Origin of the sequence: Rhodococcus sp. BL-253-APC-6A1W (genome assembly GCF_012843405.1) — a bacterium.
Lineage (GTDB): Bacteria > Actinomycetota > Actinomycetes > Mycobacteriales > Mycobacteriaceae > Rhodococcus.
In genome coordinates this window covers 1-18,695 of record NZ_JABAFB010000009.1, presented here as the reverse complement: position 1 = coordinate 18,695, position 18,695 = coordinate 1, and the positions used below count along the sequence as shown (strand labels likewise).

Genomic DNA, 18,695 nt, shown 5'->3' with positions numbered 1-18,695 from the left:
GGAAATCGAGATGCAGGTAGAAGGTAGCTCCGCGATCGTCGTCGGCGGTACGGGTGGGCTCGGTCAGGCCACCGTTCGTCGTCTCCACGCAGCCGGCGCCAAGGTCGTCATCGCCGACGTCAACGACGAAAAAGGCAAAGAACTCGAGCAGGAACTGGGAGTTCGTTACGTCAGCACCGATGCCGGTGACGAGGATTCGGTCTCGGCCGCAATCGCAGAGGCCCAGTCGCTGGCACCGCTCCGCATCTCGGTGGACTGCCACGGCGGACCCGCCGGCGGTGGCCGTCTCGTCGGCAAGGACGGCAGCGCGATGCCGCTCGAGGCCTTCACGAAGACGATCCAGTCGTACCTGACCTCGACCTTCAACGTCATGCGTCTCGCCGCCGCTGCGATCGCCCAGCAGGATCCGTTCGACGAGGAAGGCAGCCGCGGCGTCATCATCAACACCGCGTCGATCGCCGGATACGAAGGCCAGATCGGCCAGCTCCCCTACGCAGCAGCCAAGGGTGGCGTCATCGGCATGACCCTCGTCGCCGCGCGTGACCTTTCTCCGCTGGGGATCCGGGTGAACACCATCGCGCCCGGAACCATCCTCACTCCGGCGTACGGCAAGGCGGGCGATCAGCTCGAGGCGTACTGGGGCCCGCAGGTGCCGCACCCCAAGCGCATGGGACGTCCGAACGAATACGCGACGCTGGTCGCCTCGATCGTCGAGAACGACTACCTCAACGGTGAGGTCATCCGCCTCGACGGCGCCCTGAGGTTCCCGCCGAAGTGAGCCGGCTCGACGGGAAGGTCGCTTTCGTCGCCGGCGCGAGCCGGGGGATCGGCGCGGCGATCGCCGTGGCACTCGCCGACGCAGGCGCCACGGTCGCGGTTGCCGCACGGTCGGAACGAGAAGGCAAGCTCCCGGGCACGATCCACTCGGTCGCCGAACGGATCACACACGCCGGCGGACGTGCGATTCCCGTCCCGTGCGATGTCACCGACGAACAGTCGGTCGACGAGGCGATCACCGCGACCGTCGAGACATTCGGCGGCCTCGACATCCTCGTCGCGAACGCCGGCGTGCTGTGGATGGGGCCGATCGAATCGACGCCCGCGAAGCGGTGGCAATTGTGCCTGGACGTCAACCTCACGGGTGTGTTCACGGTGACGAAGGCGGCGATCCCGCACCTGCGCGCCCGCGGGGGAGGATCCATGATCGCGGTGACCACGAACGGCGTCACCATGATCGACCGCGGCGCCAACGCATACTGGGTGTCGAAAGCAGGTGTCGAACGCCTCTACACGGGCCTCGCGGCCGACCTGAAGGCAGACAATATCGCGGTCAACTGCCTGGCACCGTCGCGCGTCGTCCTCACCGAAGGATGGACAGCCGGCGGCGGCGGACGGGCGATCCCACCCGAAATGGTGGAGCCACCCGAGACGATGGGCGCTGCCGCAGTCCTTCTGGCAGCGCAGGACTCGACGGGTATCTCGGGCACGATTTCCCAGTCCGAAGTGCTGATCCCGCAACGCCGGTAACTCTCGCAACGACAGCGGTCCGGCCACCGGTGCCGACTCCGTAGCACCACCGATCCACCACCACAGAGGTCCCGGTCATCCACAGGATGACCGGGACCTTCGTCGTCGTGTGGGTGGTGCGCCCCTCCGGGGGTCGGGCTCTTCTCCTCCCGGTAGTGACACGAGATGCCCCCGGATCCTTGCCGTCGAACCTTAGAGAGACTATGGTTCTCGCAATCCGGAAGCCCATTCTGGAATTAGAGAGTTGGAGGCTGTCCGCGCGCCGAGGACTCCTCCCCCGAACCGGACCGCGCCCTGTATCACCGGGGTCGAGACATCCGGTGCCGAACCATGCTGTGCATCAATTTGTTTCACACAGAATCGAGGTTGTTCATGAAGGTGGAAGTGGACGCACATCGTTGTCAGGGACACACGCTGTGTGCCATGGCTGCGCCGGAACTGTTCGAGTTGAGCGACATCGACGGACACGCCACCGCCGTGGACGCCGAAGTCTCCGCCGACCGCGAGGAGACCGCGAGGGAAGCCGCCCGCAGTTGCCCCGAACAGGCGATCACCATTCTCTGACGTCCCATCCGTATCGCGATCACCGCACGACGAGAGGGCTAGGCCATGAGTGTCGACGACGCCGTCACCGACTCCAGTCACCGGACACCTGTTTTCCAGTTCGACCGGCACGCACCGGATTATCGCGACAACTTTCTGAGCATCACCGACGAAATGCACTCCAAGTGCCCGGTGGCGTGGTCCGACACGCACGGCGGCCACTGGGTCGCCGCCGGCAGCGACGAAGTATTCGCGCTCACCCGTTCGGCGGATATCTCCAACGATCACGACGTCAAGGGGGTCCGGCGCGGTTACAAGGGGATCATGATCCCCTCTGCGGCCAGGGCGTCCGGAGTCCGGGGCGGCATCCTCGAAATGGACGATCCCGAGCACCGCGAGTTTCGCGCGGTGCTCAATCCCTACCTGTCCCCCGCCGCGATCAAGAAGTGGATCGCACCGATCGACGACGTGATCCGGGCATGTCTCGACGAGAAGATCGAGTCCGGTGAGATCGACTTCATCGACGACCTCGTGAACATCGTCCCCGCGGTGATCACCCTCGCGATGCTGGGAATTCCCGTCGCCAAGTGGCAGGTGTACTGCGAGCCTGTCCACGCCGCCATGTACACCCCGCCCGATTCGCCCGACGTCCCCCGCGTGGCAGAGCTGCACCGCAACATGGGACTGGATCTTCTCGCGAACCTTCACGAAATCCGGGAGAACCCTCGCCCCGGCATGGTCGACGCGGTCGCCCGCGCCACCGTCAACGGTGAAAAGCCGGACGATCTCGAACTTCTCGGTGTTCTCAGCCTGCTCATCGGCGGCGGATTCGACACCACCACCGCGTTGACGTCCCACGCACTCGAATGGCTGTCCCAGAATCCTGATCAGCGTGAAATCCTCAGCACCGAGCGGGAGAGGCTGCTCGACTCGGCGACCGAAGAGTTCCTGCGTTTCTTCTGCCCCTCCGCCGGCGACGGCCGCACCTTCTCCGCCGACGTCGATCTCGGCGACGTGCGGTTCAAAGAGGGCGAACGGGTCTGGCTCTCGTGGGCGATGGCGAATCGCGATCCGGAGCTGTTCGACGACCCTCACAGCATCGACCTCGAACGTACCGGCAACCGCCACTTCAGTTTCGGGTTGGGCGTGCACCGCTGTATCGGGTCCAACCTGGCTCGCATCATGTTCAAGCGGATGCTGGTCGCGGTGCTCGACCGCATGCCGGACTTCCGGTGCGACCCGGAAGGCACCGTCCATTACGACTCCATCGGAGTCATCCAGGGCATGCGCAAGCTCCCCGCCACCTTCACGCCCGGCACCCGGCTCGGTCCCGGCCTGGAGGAGACCCTCGCCGAGCTCCAGCGGGTGGTCGACGAACAGGAACTCGCCGCGCCCGTGACGGCCAACAAGTAGCAACGTCGACGCGTCGCGGGTTCGCCTCTGTAGTCACACGCGGGCCGGTCACGGAAGAGGAATCGATGAATATCGACGATATGGTGATGATCAGCATCGACGACCACGTCGTGGAACCGGCTGACATCTTCGAAAAGCATTTCCCCAAGAGCCTCATGGATCAGGCACCGCGCCTGACCGCCCACCCACGCAACCCCAACGTGCAAGCCTGGCTGTTCCAGGACACGGTGGTCGGCAGCTCCGGCCTCAACGCCGTGGTCTCCTGGCCCAAGAGCGAGTGGGGCATGGACCCCACCGGATACGCCGAAATGCGCCCCGGCGTCTACGACATGGACATGCGCGTGCGTGACATGGATGCCAACGGCACCCTCGCCGCCACACTGTTCGCCACCTTCCCCGGCTTCGCCGGCACCCACCTGGCGAGCCTTCCCGACAAGAAACTGTCCCTCGCCGCCTGTAAGGCGTTCAACGACTGGGTCGTCGGTGAGGTCCCCAACGCCCACCCGGGACGATTCATCCCGCTCGGCATCATCCCGTTCTTCGACGTCGACGAATCCGTCGAGGAGATCGCGCGACTCGCCGCCATGGGCTGCCGCTCGATCAGCATCCCCGAAACCCCGTACGGCGTCGGCGAAGGGTTTCCCGACTTCAAGTCCGGCTACTGGGACCCGATCTTCAAGGCCTGCGTCGACCACAACATCGTGCTCAGCCTGCACATCGGCGGGGGAATCAACCTCGTCAAGCGTCCCGAAGGCTTCAACATCGACGACATGCTGATGCTGACACCGCTGATCTCGACCATCGCCGCCACCGACATCATGCTCAGCGGAGCGTTCCGGAAGTTCCCGAATCTCAAGGTCGCCATGAGCGAGGGCGGCGTGGGCTGGGTGGCTCCGTGGCTCGACCGTCTCGAGCGGCACATCGTCAACCAGTCCTGGACGGGAGCGAGCTTCCTGCCCACGGGCACGACCCCGACGGACGTGTGGCGCAGCAACTTCCTGGCGTGCTACATCACCGAGCCGAGCGGCCTGAACAATCGCGCACACCTGGGCATCGACACCATCGCGTGGGAGTGCGACTACCCGCACTCGGATTCGACCTGGCCGAACTCACCGGAAATCCTGAAAGCCGAGCTGGATCGAGCACGCTGCACCGACGAGGAGATCGACAAGATCACGTTCGGAAATGCCGCGCGGTTCTTCGAGTGGGATCCGTTCGCCCACATCCCTCGTGAGCAGGCGACGGTCGGTGCTCTGCGCGCCCGGGCCACGGACGTCGACATCAGCGAAACCTCCAAGACCGAGTACCGCCGCCGCTACGAACTCGCCCAGTCGTAAGCGGCGACCGCCGACCGAAAAGGAAACACGACATGACAGATACTCCGCAGCTCGATGGCAAGGTTGCCATCGTCACCGGCGCCGGAGGCGGCATCGGGCGGGCCTACTCCCGGGGACTCGCCGAAGCCGGCGCAGCCGTGGTGCTTGCCGACGTCAACATCGAGTCCGCCACAGCGGCTGCCGACGAACTGACGGCCGCGGGACATCGCGCACTCGCCGTCGCCGTCGACGTCCGGGACGAAACGAGCGCCGGTGAGATGGCGGCCACGGCGGCCGCGCACTTCGGGTCCGTCGACATCCTGGTCAACAATGCCGGACTGATGGCCGAAGTGGTCGGCGAGGGCTCTCTCACCACCATGGACATAGACCTCTGGAACCGCACGCTCGCCGTCAACCTCACCGGTCCCCTGCTCTGCAGCCGCGCCGTAGTTCCCTATATGAAGGAACGCGGCTACGGCAAGATCGTGAACCAGTCGTCGAGCGGCGCCTTCATGGCCGCACAGGCCTACGGCATCACCAAACTGGGCCTGGTGAGCATGACCGTGTCGCTGGCACGCGAACTGGCGCCGTTCGGTATCCGCGTGAATGCGATCGCACCGGGAATGGTCAACACCGAGGCCGGGTCGATCGCCTCGCCGCCCGAGCTCAAGGAGATGGTCAAGCACGCCATCCCGTTCCCCTTCGGCGAACCGGAGGAGCTGATTCCCGGGCTGCTGTATCTGGTCTCGTCCGGCAGCGACTGGGTGACCGGCCACACCCTCAACATCGACGGCGGCTGGGTCGTACGAGTCTGATGCTGCTGTCCTTCAATACTTCTCGTAGAAAGTGAACGCATGAAGAACTACCTGCTCGTCGAATCACATCCCTCTCACCCCGAGCGTCTCGAGGAATTCAATCGGTGGTACGACGAGGTCCATATCCCCGAGGTTGTAGCACTCGACGGATTCGTCGGCGCTATCCGCCTGGCACCGGCCGACCCCGACGGGGGACCGTCGGTCACCATCTACGAACTCGACGGTGACCCACAGGCCGCCAAGGACAATGTGCACGCGGCCGCGGCGGCGAAGCAGCTGAACATGTCCGACTCGCTGAGCTACGGCCCGATTCCGAAGATGCGCATCCTCGCGCTGCAATCGGAATACTCCAAGCCGCGCGTATAGCGCATCACGAACTGCGGGGGCGACGAAAACCCCTGTGCGACGGGCGGGGACGCGACAGCGTCCTCGCCCTGCGCGGACGCGACAGCGTCCTCGCCCTGCGCGCTTCGCGGCTGTGCTTTTGCTCCGGGCTCAGCACTCCCCGAGGTCACCCCGGGAGCGCCGCACCCCCAACGCGTCGGCCAGCACGGCACACTGCTCGTCGAAGAAGCCCTGCGCCACACGCTTTCTCGACGCTACGAGATCGAAACCGTGGAATGCGCCCTCGACGATGTGGAATCCGCACGGCACTCCCGCCGATGCCAACCGGTCGGCGTACTCGCGATTCTCCGCGAAGAACAGATCGTGTGAACCCACACCGATCCACGCTGGAGGAAGATCGCCGAGGTCGTCACGTCGCGCCGGCACCGCTTCGCTCCGGTCGGCCGCGCCGAGGTAGCTTTCCCACCCGAACCGATTCGACCTCTCGTCCCACAAACGGGTGTGCCGCGGTCCGGCACCGGTGCGATCGTCGAGCATCGGGTACACCAGCAACTGGAAAACCGGCGGTGGGATCTCCCGGTCACGAGCGCGGAACGCGAGCGCGGCAGCAAGTCCCCCGCCGGCGCTCGCACCGCCGATCGCAATCCGCGAGGCGTCCACATCCGGACGCCGGGTCAGCCACTCGTAGATTCGGCTGCAGTCCTCGACCGGGACCGGATACGAATGTTCCGGTGCAAGCCGGTACTCGACCGATGCCACCGTGATTCCGAGTTCTTCCGCGAACCGCCGGCAGAGTGCGTCGTCCTGTGCGGCGCGCCCGAACACGTACCCACCGCCGTGAATCCAGAGCAGGGCGGGCCCTGGTTCGTCACCCCGAGCGGTCGACGGACGGAACCAGCGGACGGCGACACCGGGTTCGAGCACATAGACATCCGGATCTTTGCCACGGATCGCGCGAGTGAGCGTGCGCAGCACCGGCAGCGACCTCGGAGTGACCGTCCGGCGGGGTGCAAGCAGCGCGATCCACCGCAGATCGGGATGGAATCCAGGTAGCGAACGCAGGCGATCGATCAAGAATCACCTCGGTCGGCAACCGGCATTGTTGATCTCCTTGTCGTTCCGGGTCCGGCGATAATAGACGCATCGAGACGGGCACCGGGTGCTCGGTGCCCGGTGCCCGCCTCGATGCCCGTTGGATCAGGACTTTGCGGCAGTCAGCTTTGCGATGTTGGACTGGAAGTCGGCGCTCTGGAACGTCATCTCCTCGGCACTCATCGCGTAGTCGAGTGTCGCCAGCACAGCCCGTTCGAGATGAATGTTGAGCAGTCTCTTGGTGGCCTCGATAGCCGTTTGTGGCTGCTCCGAAATGCGCTTGGCGCACGCGAGCGCCTCGCTCAGCGGGTCGGCGACGACGTGGTTCGCCAGGCCCAGTTGGCAGGCACGTTCGGCAGGAATCCGCTGGCCACTGAACGCGAACTCCTTGGCCTGCAGCAAGCTGATCTGGAGCGGCCACGTCAGGGGGCCACCGTCGGCGGCGACCAAACCGACCTGGACGTGGGGGTCCGCCAGGTACGACTTCTCGCCCATGTAGACCATGTCGCTGAGCGCGACCAGACTGCAGCCCAGACCCACGGCCGGACCGTTGACCGCCGCGACCACGGGAATGCGGCACCGTGCCATTCCGAGCACGATCTCCCGGCCGTCGGCGATCGTCTTCGCCCGAAGGTCCGCGTCTTTCGCCAGTTCGGCGAGGTAGGTGAAGTCGCCACCGGCGGAGAATGCCCGGCCGGCACCGGTGATCACCGCAGCACGCGCGTCGCGGTCGGCGCTCAGGCGCGGCCACAACCGGGCCAGTCCCTCGTGCAGGGGATCGTTGACGGCGTTGAGGTCGTCGGGCCGGTTGAGGGTGATGATCCGCAGGGAACCATCGGCCCTGACGTCGATTTCGTCGGGCATGTCGTACATGTCAGACCCCCAATCCGAGGATGCGTGAAGCGATGATGTTCTTCTGGATCTGCGAGGTGCCGCCCATGACACTCTGTGCCCGGCTGTACATGTACGACCCCAGCAGCTCGGGATCGCGGGTACCGGCCACGGACAAGGCCGCGTGCCCGACCGACTGGTCGACCCACGTCATGAGCAGCTTGTCGAGCGAGCCCTCCGACCCGTGCGAGACGCCGTCGAGCTGTTCGGACAACCGGCGCCGCACGTGCAGTCGCAACATCTCCGATTGCACAGCGGCCCAGGCCAGGTCCTCGGGCGGCCTGCCCTCGACACGGGCGGCGAGCTGGCGGACGAGCTTGCCGTAGCGCGCCGCGAATCCGAGCGTGGACGGTTCCCGCTCGTGACCGACGACCGTCATCGCCACACGCCAGCCTTCGCCGGGCGCACCGACCATCCGGTCCGCAGGAACCCGGGCGCTGTCGAACAGCACCTGCCCGAATTCCTTGGTGACGCCACTGATCATCTTCAGGGGCCGCTGCTCGATCCCGTCCTGGTGCATGTCGACGATGAACGCCGAAATCCCCTTGTGCCGAGGCGCCGTCGGATCGGTGCGCGCGAGCAGCAGACACCAGTCCGCCACATCGGAATAACTCGTCCAGACCTTGTGCCCGTGCAGGACGTATTCGTCGCCGTCGCGCGTGGCGGTGGTCGTGAGCGATGCCAGGTCGGAGCCGGCACCGGGTTCGCTGAAGCCCTGGCACCACCGCTCGGTCCCGTTGATCATCCCCGGCAGGAACCGATCGCACAGTTCTTCACCGGCGTGGTGGCCGAGCCCCACGACGAGGTAGCCCAGGCTGGGTCGCGGCGGCGCACCCGCGATGGCGAGTTCCTCGTCGAGGATCACATCGTATACGGGCGGCAGGTCTTGTCCGCCATGCTTTTTCGGCCAGGACAAACCGAAGAATCCGGCGCCGTACAGTGCCTGGTGCCAGTCACCCTGGCGGGCCCAGTACTCGTCGCCCGAGGTGGGGAACGTGCCGGCTACCTGAGCGAGCCAGGTGCGCAGGCGTTCGCGGAAGGCTGCTTCGTCCGGCGAGTCACGAAAGTCCAAGGTCGATCTCCTCCAGGCTCACGGGGAACAGTTCGGTGGACGTCAGCGCCCGCCGCAGATAGACGTGCTCGATGCACTCCCAGGTGTTGCCGATGCCGCCGTGCACCTGGACGGCGGTTTCGCACACTGTGCGTGCCGCTCGCGCGCAGTAGATCTTCGCGATGCGCGCTGCGCGGACCGCGTCGGCCGGTGCAAGCTCGTCGACCGCCCATGCCGCGTGCCGCAGCACGCTGATCGATCCTTCGATCAACGCTTGGCTCTCGGCGAGCAGGTGCGCCACGGCCTGATACGAGCCGATCGCCTTGCCGTACTGCTCGCGAATCTTGGCGTACTCGATCGCGACAGTCTGTGCTCCGCGGGCCGTGCCGACCAGGTCGGCACACGTCGCCACCAACGCGAGCGCGTATCCGCGCTCGATGGGCTCGGCGTCCAGATCTCCGATTGGGGTGTACGGCTCGGCGAGGGTGGCGAATCCGCGGGTGAGGTCGGCACCGGGTGCTGCCTCGCCGATCTCGGCAGACAGCACTGTCGTGCCGCGGACCACCAGGGCCTGCTTCAGGCCGTGTGCGTCGAACGCGTCGTCACCGATCGCTATCGCCCACGTTTGCTGGTCCTCACTGAGGTGACGACGCAGATCGTCGGCGAGCACGGGCCCGAGGAAGGGAACGTCGACGAGGCCGCGGCCGAATTCCTCGGCGATGATCGCCACCTCGACTCCCGACGCACCGTCGGAGCGCAGCGAGCGCCAGCCGGTGGAGTCGACGGTCTTCTCCAGTCGCGCGCGGCGCGCCGCGTCGTCGAGGTCCTGGACCGATCCCGGTCCCAGCTCGTCGGCCAGCCTGGCGGCAGCGTCTCTCAGCTGCTGTTGTTCATTCGTCAGACGTACGTCCATGGCGCTCCTCGAGTAGTCGGCGCAACACCTTGCCGGAGGGCAAGCGGGGAATTTCGGGGACGAGAATCACGCGGCTGGGTCGCTTGTAGGACGCGAGCCGTTCGCCCACATAGGCGATGACCTCGTCGGGATCGATCGTCGCGGTCGCGGTGGCCGACACCGCCGCGACCACCACCTCGCCCGCGGCCTCGTCGACGACTCCGAACACCGCGCAGTCGGCTACGTCCGGGTGGCCGTGCAGTACCGCTTCGACTTCGGCGGGAGCGACCTGGAAGCCCTTGACCTTGATCATTTCCTTGGATCGGTCGGTGATACGGACCCAACCGTCTTCGTCGACGGACCCGACATCGCCCGTTCGGTACCACCCGTCGTCGAAGGCGTCGACGGTCGCCTCGTCCGGAAGATAACCGGCCATGACCGACGGGGATTTCACCTGGATCTCGCCGCGTTCACCCGGCGCGACCTGTTGGCCCGTGCCGAGCGACACGACTCGCAACTCCACACCGGGGGCGGCGCGGCCGACGCTGTCGAGACGGGCGCCGCTCGCCGGGTTGCACGCGATGACGGGTACTTCGCTCGCACCGTAGGCCGGGACCCACGGCACACCGGTGCGGCGCGTCACCGTCGCGGCAACACTCTCCGTGACCGGGGTCGCCCCCCACATGATGTAGCGGAGCGAGGACAGGTCCAGCGACTCGAGGTCGGGATACGAGGCGATGGCCATGGCGATGGGAGCGACGGCCATCTCCACGGTGATCTTGTCCCGCTCGATGTGACGCAAGACGGTCTCGAGGTCGAACCGCCTGTGGAGTCGCATCCAGGCACCGGCTTCGAGCACCGTGGCGATGTTGAGGAGGCCGAGGATGTGCGACGGCGGCGTGGCGATCTGGATCCGGTCTGCCGGCGTCAATGCGAGAGCGTCGCGCCAGTGCACCACTGCGGCGCCGAAGGACGCGTGTGTGTGCCGGACGGCTTTGGGCAGGCCCGTGGTTCCCGAACTGAACACGAGCACCGCGTCCGCATCCCGATCCGCACCCGTAAAGCCCTCTGCAACGGCGGCGGTTTCCCACCGCTCCGGGACGGGATCGTCGAGGTGCACCATCGGAAGGGGAGCATCGCGGCCCGCTGCGACTTCGGCGAGGACGGCCGCGTCCCCTACCGCCACCACCGGCTCGGTGACGGCGAAGGCGTGCTCGACCTCGGTCCGCTTCCAGGACGGGCTCAGGAGAACCACGACAGCGCCGAGGCGCCAGATCGCCTTGACCGCGATCAGGAATTCGGGACGGTTCGACGACATCAGTGCGACCCGGTCACCCGTGCCGACACCCTGGTCGCGGAGACGCAGTGCGAGACCGTCGGCGCATGCGTCGAGATCGGCGAGTGTGTACTCGCGATCTTCGAATGCCAGCACGGCGGGCTCTGTCATGGCGCTCTCTCGCGTATGGGAATCGTCCCGAGAGGTTTCACTCTCGCGTGTGAGAATAGTACTCTCCACCTAGTAGAATATTCATACCAGGAGGAGACGGTCCATGGCGAGACCACCATTGTTTCAGCGCGCGACCGTGACCCGGATCGTGAAGGAGACCGACGACGCGCGCACCTACGTGCTCGCTCCGCACGACGGGCCCTTCACCTACAAGTCCGGGCAGTTCTGCACCTTCAAGGTGACGGTCGACGGAACCGACCTGTACCGGTCGTACTCGATGTCGAGTGCTCCCGAGACCGACACCGAACTGATGACCACCGTCAAGCGGGTACCCGGAGGCGCGGTCTCGAACTGGCTCCACGATCATGTGGCAGAGGGCGATGAAGTCGACATCACCCGCCCGGCAGGCACTTTCCTGCTCCGCCCGGCCGAGGGCCCGGTGCTCGGATTCGCGGGCGGCAGCGGCATCACTCCGATTCTGTCGCTGGCCAAGAGTGCCCTCGCCTCCACCGACCGCCGAGTCCGCCTGCTCATCGCCGACCGCGATCGTGCCTCCGCCATCTTCGAGACGGTCACCGCAGACCTGGTCGCCCGGTATCCGGGGCGGTTCGAGGTCGTCCGGCACTACGACGACGAGAGCGGACTGCTCGATCCCGCCTCCGTCGCGGCCTTCGTCGGACCCGACACGGCGGCCGACAGTTACCTGTGCGGACCGGAGCCCTTCATGGACATGATCGAAGGCGCACTGACGGGCCCGGGCAACGTGTACAGCGAACGCTTCGGAAGTGCCGCCGAACCCATCCGCCCCGACGTCCCGGTTGCGGACCTCCCGGCTGCGGACGCACCCGTGGCCGCCGCAACACCCGCTCCGCCGATCGAGGGCACGGTCTCGATCCGTCTCGGAAGCCAGCGGGTGTCCGTCCCGCGACATCCGGGCGAGACTCTGCTCGAGAGCGCCCGGCGGGCCGGACTGGCACCGCCGTTCTCGTGCGAGGCAGGGAACTGCGCGACCTGCATCGCCAAGATCGTCGACGGCAGTGCGACGATGCGCGTGAACGACGCACTCAGCGACGACGAGATCGCCGACGGCTACGTCCTCACGTGCCAGGCAGTGCCCGACAGCAACGACATCCGGGTGCGGTACGAGTAGAGGTTCACCGGAACCTGCACGACGGACAGTGATCTGCTCGGGAGATTCCCGAGCAGATCACTGTTGCGAGCAGAGGATCAGAGTGAGGGAGCGGGCACGTCGTCGTTGTGCTCGCCGAGACGCGGCGGTGCGCCGTACCGCGGTTCGTATCCCTCGATGCGGATCGGACTGCCCACGAGGCGGAAATCGCCGGCGGTGATCACCGCGTCCGGAGTTGCCTCGAGCGCATCCGGCAGCGATCGCACCGCTGCGGCCGGAACCCCGAGCGGCCGTAACCGGCGTTCCCATCCCGATGCGCTGTCGCCGGCCAGCACAGCCGTGACGACCTCGAGCACCTCGTCGCGGCGCGCGGCGCGTTCGGCCATCGTGCCGAAACCGTCGATGCCCGCTTCGGCGGCAAACGTCCGCCAGAAACCGTCGTGCGTGATGAACAGCGCGAGAGTTCCGTCGGCGGTCGGGAACAGCTGAGCCGGAACATAATACGAGTGGGCACCGTGTGGCATGCGCCTCGGCGCGGTGCCCTCGTTCAGATACGCCGAGGCACGGTAGTTGAGCTGCGACAGCATCACGTCGTGCAACGAGACGTCCAGTTGCCCACCGCGACCGGACACGATCTGTGCGAGCAGACCCAGGGCGGCGGTCAGGCCGGTGGAGTTGTCCGCCGCCGAGTAACCGGGCAGCGTGGGCGGCCCGTCGGGGTCGCCGGTCAGCGCGGCGACGCCCGTGACAGCCTGGATGACGTAGTCGAACGCCGGATCGTCGCCGTTGTGCAGGCCGTACCCGGTGAGCGCGACACACACGATCTTGTCGTTTCGGGTGCGCAACGACTCGTATGTCAGTCCGAACTTCCGGATCGCCGAGGGCTTGAGATTGACGAGCAACGCATGGGAGACGGACGCCAGCTCACCGAGCCTCTCCTGGCCCTCCTCGGTCGAGAGATCGAGACAGATACTGCGTTTCCCGCGGTTGAGACTCGCAAAATACGCGTCGCTCACCTGCCGGGAGAGATCCCCGGTCGGCGGCTCGATCTTCGTGACCTCGGCACCGAGATCGGCGAGCATCATCGTGGCGTACGGGCCCGCGAGGATGTGACCGACCTCGAGAATTCGAATTCCCGCGAGTGGACCCGCCGTCACCTCAGTTCCTTCGCCAGCTCGGCAACGACTTCACGGGTCTTGTACTTCGACGCGACCAGTTCGTCGCGGGTGTTGCCGATGGGCAGCAGGCGCATGGACAGGTCCGTCACGCCGGCGTCGCGGTAACGACGGAACCCGGCGAGGATCGCTTCTTCGTCACCGACGATCGCCATCGAGCCGATGTCCTTGGCCTCACCCTGCTCGAGGAGTCGCTGGTAGTTGGGCGAGATCTCGGCCTCGGCAAGGATCCGGTTGGCTCGCTCGCGAGCGACCTCCTCCTCGTCCGGCGCGCAGAGGCACACCGGAACACCCGCCACGATCCGCGGATCCGGGCGTCCGGCCTCGGCGGCCGCCTTGGTGATTCGCGGCACGATGTGCTCACCGATCGCGCGCTCGTCGGCCATCCACAGGATCGTTCCGTCCGTGTGCTCGCCCGCGATCCGGAGCATGACCGGCCCGAGCGCGGCCACCAGGATCGGCATCGGTGCGACCGGGGCGATATCGAGCGGGTTGTGCACGGTGAACGTGTCGTTCTCCACGTCCACCGAACCCGGCCCGCGCTGCGCCGCGTTGAGAACCTCGAGGTAGTCGCGGGTGTACTTGGCAGGCTTGTCGTACGAGAGCCCCAGCATGTCCTCCACGATCCAGTGGTGCGACGGGCCGACACCCAGCGCAAGCCGCCCGTTCAGAGCGGCGTGCGTCGACAGCGATTGCCGGGCCAGTGCGATCGGGTGCTGTGCCTGGAGCGGTACGACCGCCGTGCCGATCTCGATGCGGCTGGTCCTCGTGCCCATCAACGCAACCGCGGTGAGGGCGTCGAAATCCGTGGGGATCTGCGGAACCCACACCGTGTCGAACCCTGCGGCTTCGGCCCATTCGACGTCTTTCAGCATGCGGTCGACCTTGCGGGCGGTATCACCCTGCTCCGGGCCGACCATCACTCCGATACGCACGATTCCTCCAACTTCCCGAACTCGATTGTGTGGGTGCCGCGCGTCGTCACAGCGGCGCAGCCGTGCCCGTCAATTTCCGGACCTCGTCCACGAGGACATCCAGCGGAGTACTGGTGGGACACACGGCTGCTGCGCCCGCGGCGAGAAGCTTGGGCACATCGCTCTGCGGAATCGTGCCGCCGACGATCACGGCGATATCGCCGGCGTCGGCCGCACGGAGTTGTTCGACGACCTTGGTCGTGAGTGCGACGTGGGCGCCCGAGAGAATGCTGAGACCCACCACCGCGACATCTTCCTGCACCGCGATCGAGACGATGTCCTCGACCTTCTGACGGATGCCGGTGTAGATCACTTCGAATCCGGCGTCGCGGAGGGCACGGGCGACGATCTTGGCGCCGCGATCGTGCCCGTCGAGACCGGGCTTGGCGACGAGGATGCGGGCGCTCATCAGAACACCACCGGCTGCTGGAACTCGCCCCAGACGTTCTTGAGCGCGGACACCATTTCGCCGACGGTGCAATACGCGTTGGCGCAGTCGATCAGGCGGTGCATCAAATTCTCGGTTCCTTCCGCAGCGCGGGACAATTCGGCGAGGGTGGTGCGCACGGCCTCGGGGTCGCGTTCCGCCTTCACTTTCGCCAGGCGCTCGAGTTGCATCTCGCGTCCCAGCGCATCGAGTTCGTACGTGGAGATCTCCGGCGCGGGCTCGTCGGAGACGAACTTGTTGACACCGACCACGGGGCGCTCGCCGCCTTCGATCTCCTTGTGGGTCTTGTATGCCTCGTCGGCGATCAGACCCTGCAGGTAACCGTCTTCGATCGCGCGGACCATGCCGCCGTGCGCTTCGAGGTCGGCCATGATCTCGATGATGCGTTCTTCGGTGGCATCGGTGAGTGCCTCGACGAAGTACGAGCCGCCGAGGGGGTCGGCGACGCGGGTCACGCCGGTCTCGTACGCGAGGATCTGCTGCGTGCGCAGCGCGAGGGTCGCCGATTCCTCGCTGGGGAGGGCAAACGGTTCGTCCCACGCAGCGGTGAACATCGACTGCACACCGCCGAGCACGGAGGCCATGGATTCGTAGGCGACCCGCACGAGGTTGTTCTGGGCCTGCGGCGCGTAGAGCGACGCGCCACCGGCCACACACCCGAAGCGGAACATCGACGCCTTGTCGGTGGTCGCACCGTAACGCTCGCGGACGATGGTCGCCCACCGCCGGCGCCCGGCGCGGTACTTGGCGATCTCCTCGAAGAAGTCACCATGGGTGTAGAAGAAGAACGAGATCTGCGGAGCGAACTGCTCGATGGTCATCCGCCCGCGCGCGAGAACGGTGTCGCAGTAGGTGACACCGTCGGCGAGAGTGAACGCCATCTCCTGGACCGCGTTGGCGCCGGCGTCACGGAAGTGCGCGCCTGCCACCGAGATCGCGTTGAAGCGCGGTACCTCGGCTGCACAGAATTCGATGGTGTCGGCGATGAGCCGCAGCGACGGTTCCGGAGGCCAGATCCACGTGCCGCGGGACGCGTACTCCTTGAGGATGTCGTTCTGGATGGTGCCGGTGAGTTTCTCGCGCGGCACCCCCTTGCGCTCGGCGGCGGCGACGTAGAAGGCCAGCAGGATGGCGGCGGTTCCGTTGATGGTGAAGCTCGTGCTGATCTTGTCGAGCGGAATGTCCTCGAACAGGATCTCGGCGTCGGCGAGGGTGTCGACGGCGACGCCGACGCGACCCACCTCCTCACCGACCTCCGGATCGTCGGAGTCGTAACCGCACTGAGTAGGGAGATCGAGCGCGACCGACAGGCCCGTGCCGCCCTGTTCGAGGAGGTAGCGGTACCGCCGGTTGGACTCCTCGGCGGTACCGAATCCGGAGTACTGGCGGAACGTCCACAACCGGCCCCGATAGCCGGTGGCGAAGTTGCCGCGGGTGAAGGGGAATTTGCCCGGCGCAGGCGGCTCGGTACCCCGGTCGTCCGGCCCGTAGACCGGCTCGAGCGGGATACCCGACGAGGTTTCGGTGAAGTCGTTCACGCTGGATACATTACTTGCAGAAAAAGAGAATGCCAATATCATCGCTGAGAACGGAACGGTTTCACTGATACGACCTGGGAGAACGATGACGAGCCAGAACGCACTCACCGACCGCACCATGGTCATCTCCGGCGCCAGCCGCGGGATCGGCCTCGCTATCGCCACCGCAGCGGCCCGGCAGGGTGCGAACGTGGTCCTGCTCGCCAAGACCGCCGAGCCCCACCCCCGGCTGAAGGGCACGGTCCACACCGCTGTCGCCGAGATCGAGGCGGCCGGCGGCAAAGCCGTCGCCGTCGTCGGCGATGTGCGCAAGGAAAGCGACGTCCAGCAGGCAGTCGATGCCGCGGTGGAGCGTTTCGGCGGTATCGACTTCTGCGTCAACAACGCGAGCGCGATCGCCACGGAACCGACCGAACAGCTCTCGGCCAAGAAGTACGACCTCATGCAGGAAATCAACTGCCGCGGCACCTTCCTCCTCACGAAGGCGGCGCTGCCGCACCTGCGGAACTCGCCCAACGCCCACGTGCTCACCATCTCCCCGCCGCTGAACATGAACCCCTACTGGCTCGGAGTGCACCCCGCCTACACCCTGTCGAAGTACGGAATGTCCCTGCTGACGTTGGGTTTCGCAGCCGAGTTCGCCGAGGCCGGCATAGCGGCGAACTGCCTCTGGCCCGAGACGTTCATCGCGACGTCGGCGGTCGCGCACATGCCGGACGGTGACGCGCTCCTGTCGTCCTCGCGCAGCCCGGAGATCATGGCCGACGCCGCGGTGGCGATCCTGTCGCGCTCTGCGAAGGACGCCACGGGTCGCTGCTTCATCGACGCGGATGTACTCACCGAATCGGGTGTGACCGATCTGTCCGGCTACGGCGGCGGCGACAACCCGCAGTGGGACCTGTTCCTCGACAAGGACTGACGAACCCCGCGCCGTACTCACTCCGCGCCGTACTCACCCTGCGCCGTGCCGGCCGGGTGGGTACGGCGCGTGAAGGTCGAAACGCACGCCGATCATGCGGATCACGAAGCACACCGCCGCCGCGCCGAACGCGACTAGGGTGCCCTGATACCCGAAACTGTGTGCAGCCGTGAATATTACGGCTCCGATGAGGGCAGGAATTGCGTAGAGCTCACTCCGCAGGACGGTAGGCACACGACCGATCATGACGTCACGGATGGTCCCGCCACCCACCGCGGTCACGGCACCGACGAGAACGGCCTGTGTCACCCCGAAACCCAAGTCCAGGGCCTTGTATGCGCCCAGCACTGCGAACACACTCAATCCGATCGCATCGAACACGGTGATCGTCGCGTTGAGCCGATCGAGTCTGTGGCCGAGGGCGAAGGCGACGAGACCGCCGGAAGCAGCGAGGGCGAGATATCGCCAGTCGAGGAAAGTTGCCGGGGGCAGGGCCCCGAGAAGCACGTCGCGGACCGTCCCGCCGCCCAGACCGGTGAACATGCCGAGCGTGACGATCCCGACGATGTCGAGTTTCTCGGCCCGCACGGCCGTCAACGCACCGTTGAGTGCGAACGCAAATGTCCCGACGAGGTCGAGTACCAGCCACACTGGTGTTTCGGTCGGCATTGCACGAGATATACCCGGTGCCACCGGAAGATTCTCCGTTTTCGGCGGATCGGAGGTGTGACGAGCCACCGCCGTCCCGGCGAGCCGGAGGCACACGCTCGCGCTAGGAGCGGGGGGTGCGCCTGTGCCCGCGTCGCACCCGGGTGCGTTCGTCTTCCGAAAGCCCACCCCAGATACCGTGGCGTTCGCCGGATTCCAGAGCGTATTCCAGGCATTCTTCCCGCACCGCACATTGCCCGCACACCGTCTTCGCAGCGACGAGGCGGTTCTCCCGCGCGGCACCGCGCTCGTTGTCGGGGTGGAAGAACAGCGAGCCGTCCACGTCGCGGCACTCGGCATGCATCTGCCAATCCCACGACTCCGCGACGGGCGGCGGCAACTTGAGCAACTTCAGCGCGGGCACGGTCACACCTCCTTCGCCATACGACGGTATATGCGGATCAGGTTGTCCGTAGACGCATCACCCGACTCCGGCTCACCCACACCCCCCAACACCGGCGCCAACACCGAC

20 protein-coding genes are annotated in these 18,695 nt (G+C 66.2%); 9 read left to right on the top strand and 11 right to left on the bottom strand.

The annotated features are described in order from the left end of the window. The first annotated feature begins 10 nt into the window (after positions 1 to 10). From HF877_RS15035 to HF877_RS15005, 7 genes are all read left to right on the top strand, one after another. Complete coding sequence (locus HF877_RS15035) at positions 11 to 778, top strand: SDR family NAD(P)-dependent oxidoreductase (RefSeq protein WP_169622002.1); 768 nt, start codon at positions 11 to 13, stop codon at positions 776 to 778. Next, positions 775 to 1,527 carry an SDR family NAD(P)-dependent oxidoreductase gene (locus tag HF877_RS15030; RefSeq protein ID WP_169622001.1) on the top strand — a complete coding sequence of 251 codons (753 nt, stop codon included), beginning with the start codon at positions 775 to 777 and terminating at the stop codon, positions 1,525 to 1,527. The genes HF877_RS15035 and HF877_RS15030 overlap by 4 nt, the downstream gene beginning before the upstream one ends. A gap of 372 nt (positions 1,528 to 1,899) precedes the next feature. Next, positions 1,900 to 2,091 (top strand): ferredoxin, encoded by a 192-nt coding sequence (locus tag HF877_RS15025; RefSeq protein WP_169622000.1) that lies wholly within the window; start codon positions 1,900 to 1,902, stop codon positions 2,089 to 2,091. 45 nt (positions 2,092 to 2,136) lie between these two features. Beyond that, positions 2,137 to 3,483 (top strand): cytochrome P450, encoded by a 1,347-nt coding sequence (locus HF877_RS15020; protein WP_169621999.1) that lies wholly within the window; start codon positions 2,137 to 2,139, stop codon positions 3,481 to 3,483. Between the two features lie 65 nt (positions 3,484 to 3,548). Beyond that, complete coding sequence (locus tag HF877_RS15015; RefSeq protein WP_169621998.1) at positions 3,549 to 4,820, top strand: amidohydrolase family protein; 1,272 nt, start codon at positions 3,549 to 3,551, stop codon at positions 4,818 to 4,820. Positions 4,821 to 4,852: 32 nt separating this feature from the next. Next, positions 4,853 to 5,614, top strand: a complete 762-nt coding sequence (locus HF877_RS15010; protein WP_169621997.1) for an SDR family oxidoreductase — start codon at positions 4,853 to 4,855, stop codon at positions 5,612 to 5,614. Between the two features lie 39 nt (positions 5,615 to 5,653). Then, positions 5,654 to 5,980, top strand: coding sequence for a DUF4286 family protein (locus tag HF877_RS15005; protein WP_169621996.1), 327 nt, complete (start codon positions 5,654 to 5,656; stop codon positions 5,978 to 5,980). Between the two features lie 129 nt (positions 5,981 to 6,109). Here HF877_RS15005 and HF877_RS15000 read toward each other — a convergent pair whose 3' ends face one another. From HF877_RS15000 to HF877_RS14980, 5 genes are all read right to left on the bottom strand, one after another. Next, on the bottom strand, positions 6,110 to 7,033 hold the full coding sequence (locus HF877_RS15000; protein ID WP_169621995.1) for an alpha/beta hydrolase: 924 nt from the start codon (positions 7,031 to 7,033) through the stop codon (positions 6,110 to 6,112). 123 nt (positions 7,034 to 7,156) lie between these two features. Next, positions 7,157 to 7,924, bottom strand: coding sequence for an enoyl-CoA hydratase/isomerase family protein (locus HF877_RS14995; protein WP_169621994.1), 768 nt, complete (start codon positions 7,922 to 7,924; stop codon positions 7,157 to 7,159). Between the two features lies 1 nt (position 7,925). Continuing rightward, positions 7,926 to 9,014, bottom strand: a complete 1,089-nt coding sequence (locus HF877_RS14990) for an acyl-CoA dehydrogenase family protein (RefSeq protein ID WP_169621993.1) — start codon at positions 9,012 to 9,014, stop codon at positions 7,926 to 7,928. After that, positions 9,001 to 9,906, bottom strand: coding sequence for an acyl-CoA dehydrogenase family protein (locus tag HF877_RS14985; RefSeq protein ID WP_169621992.1), 906 nt, complete (start codon positions 9,904 to 9,906; stop codon positions 9,001 to 9,003). Before HF877_RS14985 ends, HF877_RS14990 begins: the two co-directional genes overlap by 14 nt. Further along, positions 9,884 to 11,332: an AMP-binding protein gene (locus HF877_RS14980; protein WP_169621991.1), complete on the bottom strand. Its 1,449-nt coding sequence runs from the start codon at positions 11,330 to 11,332 to the stop codon at positions 9,884 to 9,886. Before HF877_RS14980 ends, HF877_RS14985 begins: the two co-directional genes overlap by 23 nt. Before the next feature lie 103 nt (positions 11,333 to 11,435). Between HF877_RS14980 and HF877_RS14975 the strand changes: the two genes are divergently transcribed. After that, positions 11,436 to 12,482: a ferredoxin--NADP reductase gene (locus HF877_RS14975; protein WP_169621990.1), complete on the top strand. Its 1,047-nt coding sequence runs from the start codon at positions 11,436 to 11,438 to the stop codon at positions 12,480 to 12,482. A gap of 77 nt (positions 12,483 to 12,559) precedes the next feature. On the opposite strand, the gene HF877_RS14970 is transcribed toward HF877_RS14975, so the two are convergent. From HF877_RS14970 to HF877_RS14955, 4 genes are read right to left on the bottom strand one after another with little or no spacing between them, the layout of a single operon-like run. After that, complete coding sequence (locus HF877_RS14970) at positions 12,560 to 13,618, bottom strand: CoA transferase (RefSeq protein ID WP_169621989.1); 1,059 nt, start codon at positions 13,616 to 13,618, stop codon at positions 12,560 to 12,562. Then, the gene (locus tag HF877_RS14965; protein ID WP_169621988.1) at positions 13,615 to 14,571 is read right to left on the bottom strand and encodes an LLM class F420-dependent oxidoreductase; all 957 of its coding nucleotides are present in this window, start codon (positions 14,569 to 14,571) and stop codon (positions 13,615 to 13,617) included. The genes HF877_RS14970 and HF877_RS14965 overlap by 4 nt, the downstream gene beginning before the upstream one ends. A gap of 46 nt (positions 14,572 to 14,617) precedes the next feature. Then, a complete protein-coding gene (locus HF877_RS14960) occupies positions 14,618 to 15,019 on the bottom strand; it encodes a cobalamin B12-binding domain-containing protein (protein ID WP_169621987.1) in 402 nt (133 codons plus the stop codon). Continuing rightward, positions 15,019 to 16,596 (bottom strand): methylmalonyl-CoA mutase family protein, encoded by a 1,578-nt coding sequence (locus HF877_RS14955; protein ID WP_296550684.1) that lies wholly within the window; start codon positions 16,594 to 16,596, stop codon positions 15,019 to 15,021. Before HF877_RS14955 ends, HF877_RS14960 begins: the two co-directional genes overlap by 1 nt. A gap of 85 nt (positions 16,597 to 16,681) precedes the next feature. Here HF877_RS14955 and HF877_RS14950 point away from each other — a divergent pair, with 85 nt between their 5' ends. Next, positions 16,682 to 17,515: an NAD(P)-dependent oxidoreductase gene (locus tag HF877_RS14950; protein ID WP_169621985.1), complete on the top strand. Its 834-nt coding sequence runs from the start codon at positions 16,682 to 16,684 to the stop codon at positions 17,513 to 17,515. A 33-nt stretch (positions 17,516 to 17,548) separates the two neighbouring features. On the opposite strand, the gene HF877_RS14945 is transcribed toward HF877_RS14950, so the two are convergent. Both HF877_RS14945 and HF877_RS14940 read right to left on the bottom strand, forming a co-directional pair. Then, positions 17,549 to 18,184, bottom strand: coding sequence for a trimeric intracellular cation channel family protein (locus HF877_RS14945; protein ID WP_169621984.1), 636 nt, complete (start codon positions 18,182 to 18,184; stop codon positions 17,549 to 17,551). 103 nt (positions 18,185 to 18,287) lie between these two features. After that, positions 18,288 to 18,593, bottom strand: a complete 306-nt coding sequence (locus HF877_RS14940; protein ID WP_346765180.1) for a WhiB family transcriptional regulator — start codon at positions 18,591 to 18,593, stop codon at positions 18,288 to 18,290. Positions 18,594 to 18,695: the final 102 nt, after the last annotated feature.

Excerpts from the sequence above, each read along its gene's own strand:
- HF877_RS15035 (WP_169622002.1), top strand. The coding sequence starts at position 11 with ATGCAGGTAGAAGGTAGCTCCGCGATCGTCGTCGGCGGTACGGGTGGG.
- HF877_RS15025 (WP_169622000.1), top strand. The coding sequence starts at position 1,900 with ATGAAGGTGGAAGTGGACGCACATCGTTGTCAGGGACACACGCTGTGT.
- HF877_RS15020 (WP_169621999.1), top strand. The coding sequence starts at position 2,137 with ATGAGTGTCGACGACGCCGTCACCGACTCCAGTCACCGGACACCTGTT.
- HF877_RS15015 (WP_169621998.1), top strand. The coding sequence starts at position 3,549 with ATGAATATCGACGATATGGTGATGATCAGCATCGACGACCACGTCGTG.
- HF877_RS15010 (WP_169621997.1), top strand. The coding sequence starts at position 4,853 with ATGACAGATACTCCGCAGCTCGATGGCAAGGTTGCCATCGTCACCGGC.
- HF877_RS15005 (WP_169621996.1), top strand. The coding sequence starts at position 5,654 with ATGAAGAACTACCTGCTCGTCGAATCACATCCCTCTCACCCCGAGCGT.
- HF877_RS14995 (WP_169621994.1), bottom strand. The coding sequence starts at position 7,924 with ATGTACGACATGCCCGACGAAATCGACGTCAGGGCCGATGGTTCCCTG.
- HF877_RS14985 (WP_169621992.1), bottom strand. The coding sequence starts at position 9,906 with ATGGACGTACGTCTGACGAATGAACAACAGCAGCTGAGAGACGCTGCC.
- HF877_RS14980 (WP_169621991.1), bottom strand. The coding sequence starts at position 11,332 with ATGACAGAGCCCGCCGTGCTGGCATTCGAAGATCGCGAGTACACACTC.
- HF877_RS14975 (WP_169621990.1), top strand. The coding sequence starts at position 11,436 with ATGGCGAGACCACCATTGTTTCAGCGCGCGACCGTGACCCGGATCGTG.
- HF877_RS14960 (WP_169621987.1), bottom strand. The coding sequence starts at position 15,019 with ATGAGCGCCCGCATCCTCGTCGCCAAGCCCGGTCTCGACGGGCACGAT.
- HF877_RS14950 (WP_169621985.1), top strand. The coding sequence starts at position 16,682 with ATGACGAGCCAGAACGCACTCACCGACCGCACCATGGTCATCTCCGGC.
- HF877_RS14945 (WP_169621984.1), bottom strand. The coding sequence starts at position 18,184 with ATGCCGACCGAAACACCAGTGTGGCTGGTACTCGACCTCGTCGGGACA.